Annotated in this window: 4 protein-coding genes and 1 pseudogene; all 5 read right to left on the bottom strand. The window is 73.0% G+C overall.

Annotation, left to right across the window (positions count from 1 at the left end):
* A partial coding sequence (locus ACYVE7_RS29285; protein ID WP_460369159.1) for a transcription antitermination factor NusB occupies positions 1-886 on the bottom strand: 886 nt, incomplete at its 3' end.
* Between the two features lie 48 nt (positions 887-934).
* Entirely contained in the window at positions 935-1,861 is a 927-nt protein-coding gene (gene fmt, locus ACYVE7_RS29280; RefSeq protein ID WP_460369156.1) for a methionyl-tRNA formyltransferase, read from the bottom strand.
* Positions 1,861-2,406 carry a peptide deformylase gene (def, locus tag ACYVE7_RS29275; RefSeq protein ID WP_460369154.1) on the bottom strand — a complete coding sequence of 182 codons (546 nt, stop codon included), beginning with the start codon at positions 2,404-2,406 and terminating at the stop codon, positions 1,861-1,863. The genes fmt and def overlap by 1 nt, the downstream gene beginning before the upstream one ends.
* An 80-nt stretch (positions 2,407-2,486) precedes the next feature.
* Positions 2,487-4,289 carry a hypothetical protein gene (locus ACYVE7_RS29270; protein ID WP_460369151.1) on the bottom strand — a complete coding sequence of 601 codons (1,803 nt, stop codon included), beginning with the start codon at positions 4,287-4,289 and terminating at the stop codon, positions 2,487-2,489.
* A gap of 41 nt (positions 4,290-4,330) precedes the next feature.
* Positions 4,331-4,780: pseudogene (locus tag ACYVE7_RS29265) on the bottom strand (primosome assembly protein PriA); the annotation flags it as partial.

The raw sequence follows: 4,780 nt of genomic DNA, 5'->3' as shown, positions 1-4,780 counted from the left end.
TGCCGCCGGGCCCCGCGCACAGGTCGAGCCAGAGCCCGTCGTCCCCTTCGACCGGCGCTTCGGCCAGGGCGAGGGCGACGAGCTGGCTGCCCTCGTCCTGCACTCCGGCGTGGCCGTTGCGGACCAGCGACAGCTCGCCCGGGTCGCCTTCGGGCAGGTAGGCGGCGTACGGCGAGTAGGCGGCGGGGCCCGCGCCGAGGGCCAGCAGGTCCTCGACCGTCGAACGTCCGGGCCGCGCGACCAGGGTGACGCCGGGACGCTCGTTGTCGGCGGCGAGCAGGTCCTCGATCTCGTCGGGGCCGACGGCGTCGCGGAGCGCCGAGACGATCCAGCGCGGATGGCTGTGGGTGATCGACAGCCGGCCCAGCTCGTCGTCGGTGGGCGCGATGATCACCAGCCAGCTCGGCAGATCCCGGCTCGCGACCTTCCGCAGCACCGCGTTGGCGAACTTCGACTGCCCGGGGCCCGCCACCGAACGCACCAGATCGACGGTCGTGGAGACCGCCGCGTGCGACGGGATCCGGGTGCGCAGCAACTGGTGGGTGCCAAGGCGCAGCAGGTCGCGCAGCGGCGGGTCGATCTTCTCGACCGGGCGGTCGCTGCACAGGTTCAGGATCGCGTCGTAGGTGCCGAGCCCGCGCAGCGTGCCGTAGGTGAGCTCGGTCGCCAGGGCGGCGTCACGGCCCGACATCCCCTTGTCGCGGAGCATCCGCGGCAGCAGCAGGTTCGCGTAGGCGTCCCTGGAGTCGACGGCGCGCAGCACGTCATAGGCGACACGGCGCACCGCGTCGCCCGGCGGGCGGCGCTGCGCCTGCCGTGCGGGCCTGCGGTTGTCCTGCTGCCCCCGGTTGCGGTGCGCGCTCGCGCGACGCCGGTTCTCAGCCATCACATTCGATCCTCAAAGCACGCCCCCGGGCGCGCATAGCCGTACGGGTCAGTGGAAGCGGTCTTCGGGGGTGAGGTGCAGGCCCCGGAACCAGTCGACGGCGGGCATCCGCTTCTTGCCCTGCGGCTGGACCTCGGTGAGGGCGACCGGGTGGGTGGCGGTGCCGACCAGCACCTCCGTCTTGGACGGCTTGAGCTCGCCGGGGGCGAGCGGACCGCCGCCGGCCGCGGGCCTGACCGGGCCCAGCTTGACCCGGTCGCCGCGGAAAGTCGTCCAGGGGCCGGGCGCGGGCGTGCAGGCGCGGCAGAGCCGGTCCACGCGCATCGCGGGCGCCGCCCAGTCGACGCGCGCGTCCTCGGGGGTCAGCTTCGCGGCGTGCGAGACGCCGTCGTCGGACTGCGGGACGGGCGTCAGCAGCCCCAGCTCCAGCCCGTTCATGGTGTCGAGCAGCAGGTTCGCCCCGGCGTACGACAGGCGCTCCAAGAGGGCGCCGCTGGTGTCGTCGGGGCGGATCGGCTCGGTGAGATGGCCGAAGACGGGCCCGGTGTCCAGGCCCTCCTCGATCAGGAAGGTCATCGCGCCGGTGAAGTCGTCGCCCGCCAGGACGGCGCGCTGCACCGGGGCCGCGCCCCGCCAGGCGGGCAGCAGCGAGAAGTGCAGGTTGACCCAGCCGAGCCGCGGGACGTCGAGCGCGGCCTTCCGCAGGATCGCGCCGTAGGCGACGACCGGGCAGCAGTCCGGGCCGATCTCGGTGAGCCTGGCCAGGAACTCCGGATCCGACGCCTTGACGGGCTTGAGCACCTCGATCCCGTGCTCCTCGGCCAGCTCGGCGACCGGGCTGGCCACCAGCCTGCGGCCGCGGCCCGCCGGGGCGTCCGGCCGGGTGATCACCGCGGCGATCTCGTGATCGCTGTCGATGAGCGCCTTCAGCGGCGGGACCGCCACCTCCGGCGTGCCGGCGAAGACCAGCCGCATCAGATCGCCCGCCCGAAGGTCCGGTGCGGCGAGTCCTTGACGACGGGCGCCTGGTCGCCGAACCACTCGGCCTCCCGGATCGCCTTCATGGCCAGCTTGCGCTGCTCGGGGTCCATCCGGTCGATGAACAGGATGCCGTCGAGGTGATCGGTCTCATGCTGGACACAGCGCGCCAGCAGCTCGGTGCCCTCGACGGTGATCGGCTCGCCGTGCATGTTGAAGCCCTTGGCGACCACGCCGTAGGACCGCTTGGTCGGGAAGGCGAGGCCGGGCAGCGACAGGCAGCCCTCGTCGCCGTCCTGCTGCTCCTCGGTCAGGTCGAGCGACGGGTTCACCAGGTGGCCGAGCCGGTCGTCCACGTAGTACGTGAACACGCGGAGCCCCACCCCGAGCTGCGGGGCGGCCAGCCCCGCGCCCGGCGCGTCGATCATGGTGTCGGTGAGGTCCTTCACGAGCTGACGCAGCTCTCTGTCGAAGTCCGTGACCGGCTCGGCAGCGGTGCGCAGCACGGGATCGCCGAAAAGGCGGATCGGCTTGACGGCCAACGAAGGCTCCTCATCTTCCAAGGTTCTGCGGATCGCTCCCCAGTCTAAATCGCCGGTTCACGAGGCCGGACCCGCGCCGATCAGCGGGAGCGCACCTTGAAGGCCGTCTTGCGGGCCAGCTTGGCCAGCGCCTTGTCGTGGTGGTGATCGCCGATCGCCTCCAGGACGTCGGCCACGTCGGGGTGCTCGAGCCGCCAGATGTCCTCGATCAGCTCGTGCAGGTCGTCGGGGTCGTCGGTCTCGGCGAACGCCAGATGCATGGCGTCGTGCGGGCCGACGGTCTCGATCAGCCCGGCGACGGTGTCGACGAACATCCACTGCAGATCGGCCTGCGACGACTCGATCTTGTCGTCGCCGTGGCCGGAGAGCCAGATGATCGCGTACGGGCGGGTCTGCGGGGCGTCCAGCGCGGCCCTGACGGTGGCCTCGGCCTCCTGGCCGACGCTCTGCAGCACCACGGCAGCGAGGTTCCGGGGCCCGGCCCGCTCGGTCAGCATGACCGCCAGCAGGTCGGCGGCCGCCTCCTCGGCGGTCCGCCGGGCCAGCCAGAGGCCGATCTCCTCCTCCGCGGTGTCCTCGCGGTGGACGGCGAGGCCCGCGACCAGGTCGGCGGCCGAACCCTCGGCCAGATCGCCGATCAGCGGGGCGGTGTAGCCGTCGGCCTGGAGCAGCTCACGGACCGCGAACACGCCCAGCGGGGTGAGCGCGGCACGGCCTGCGCCCTCCTCGGTCTCGGCCAGCTCGACGGTCCCGGCGAGGGTCGCCTCGTCCAGCGGCAGGACCCCGGCCAGCTCGATCACGCCCCAGCGGGCCAGGTCGTCCAGCTCCAGGCGGAGGGCGAGGGGGACGGCCTCGGCCATGATGTTGGCGTCGGTGATGTCGTAGCCCTGCTGGATGTGGTCGATCAGGCCGACGACCAGCTCGCCGATCGCGGTCGCGCCGCCGTGCTCGTACAGGTGCAGCAGGACGCCGGGCAGCTCGCCCTGGACGACCTCGCCGGGGCTGAGGGACTCGCCCTCCTCGTAGGTGTGGGTGACCACGGCGTCCAGCAGGCCGACGACCAGCTCCAGGGCCTGCTCGTCATCCTGCGGACGGGTGCCGGGAGCGGCCGACTCGCCCTCCACGGTGATCAGCCCGGTCTGGACGACGGCGTCCCACAGGCGTTCGATCTCGGGCTGGAAGCCCTCGCTCGCGCGCGGGGTGGGCAGGCCGATCGCCGCGGCGGCCGCCACGGCGTCCTCGGCGCTGAGGCGCTGGTCGTCGAGGGTGCGGGAGCCGACCCAGTCGGCCAGGGCCACGGCGTCGGTGAGCAGCCCCGACGTGCGGGCCGCGGCGGCGAGCTCGGGCAGCGGCGCGAGCCGCACCGGCGGGACGATGTTCTCGCCCGCGAAATGCTGCATGGTCCGCTCCAGCTTCTCCTCCTCGGAGAGCCGCTCGAACTCCTCGACCCACGCGTTGACGGCGGCCTCGTCCTCGAGGTCGACGCCCTCGGCGGCCATCATCCGGCCCAGGAACTCGGCGGCGTCCTCGGCGGTGCCCTCCTGCGCGGCGAGCGCGGCGGCGAACTCGGGGCCGATCGCGGCGAGCAGCGCGGGCAGGTCGGCGATCCGGCCAGCGTCGAGCTGGCCGGTCGCCTCGAAGTAGCGGACGAGCTCACTCGCGATGTCGACGATGGCGGGCGCGTCGTCGGCGGCGGCCATCACCTCGTCGGGGAAGTCCTCCAGCAGCAGCTCGCGCAGCAGCTCCACGGTCAGCTCGCCGGTCTCGTTGAGATCGGCCAGCTCCACCAGGATGCGCGCCCCGTGCAGATCGGGCTCGCCGCCCTGGGCCCGCGCCCACGCTTCGAACTCTCCGACGGTCGTCTCAACCCACTTCTCAGCCACCCCAGAACCCTAAGGCACCCACCACCTTGATCATGCGAGCCTCAGAGGAGTTCCAGCGGGTCGATCTGGACCCTGACCGGTTCGGGCGCCTTCTTCGCACTCCGTACTCCTTGCGCTTGTTTGAGGGATCGGGCGAGGGGCAGCCCGTGGGCGCGCGGCACCCGGATGAGGGCGCGTTCGGCGCTGTCGCCGACCGGGACGGGACCCAGCACCTCGGCGTCGGCGGGCAGCCCGGCCGCCGCGATCAGATCCTTGATCGCGGCGGGGGTGCCGGTGAGGGACGCCATCCGGACGGACGGCGGGAACGCCAGCTCGGCGCGTTCGGCGAGCTCCCGTTCGGCGAAAGTCACCGGATCCCAGCGGACCACGGCCTGGACGACGGGGCGCGTGCCGTCGGCGACCAGCACCACCTGGCCCTGCGGCCTGACCAGCCCGGCCGCGTTCAGCCAGCGGCGCAGCGCCTCCTCGTTGGCGCGCAGGTCGGCGCGGCC

The sequence above is a fragment of the Actinocorallia lasiicapitis genome (genome assembly GCF_054778695.1).
This window is presented reverse-complemented; position numbering and strand designations above follow the sequence as displayed.

Excerpts from the sequence above, each read along its gene's own strand:
- fmt (WP_460369156.1), bottom strand. The coding sequence starts at position 1,861 with ATGCGGCTGGTCTTCGCCGGCACGCCGGAGGTGGCGGTCCCGCCGCTG.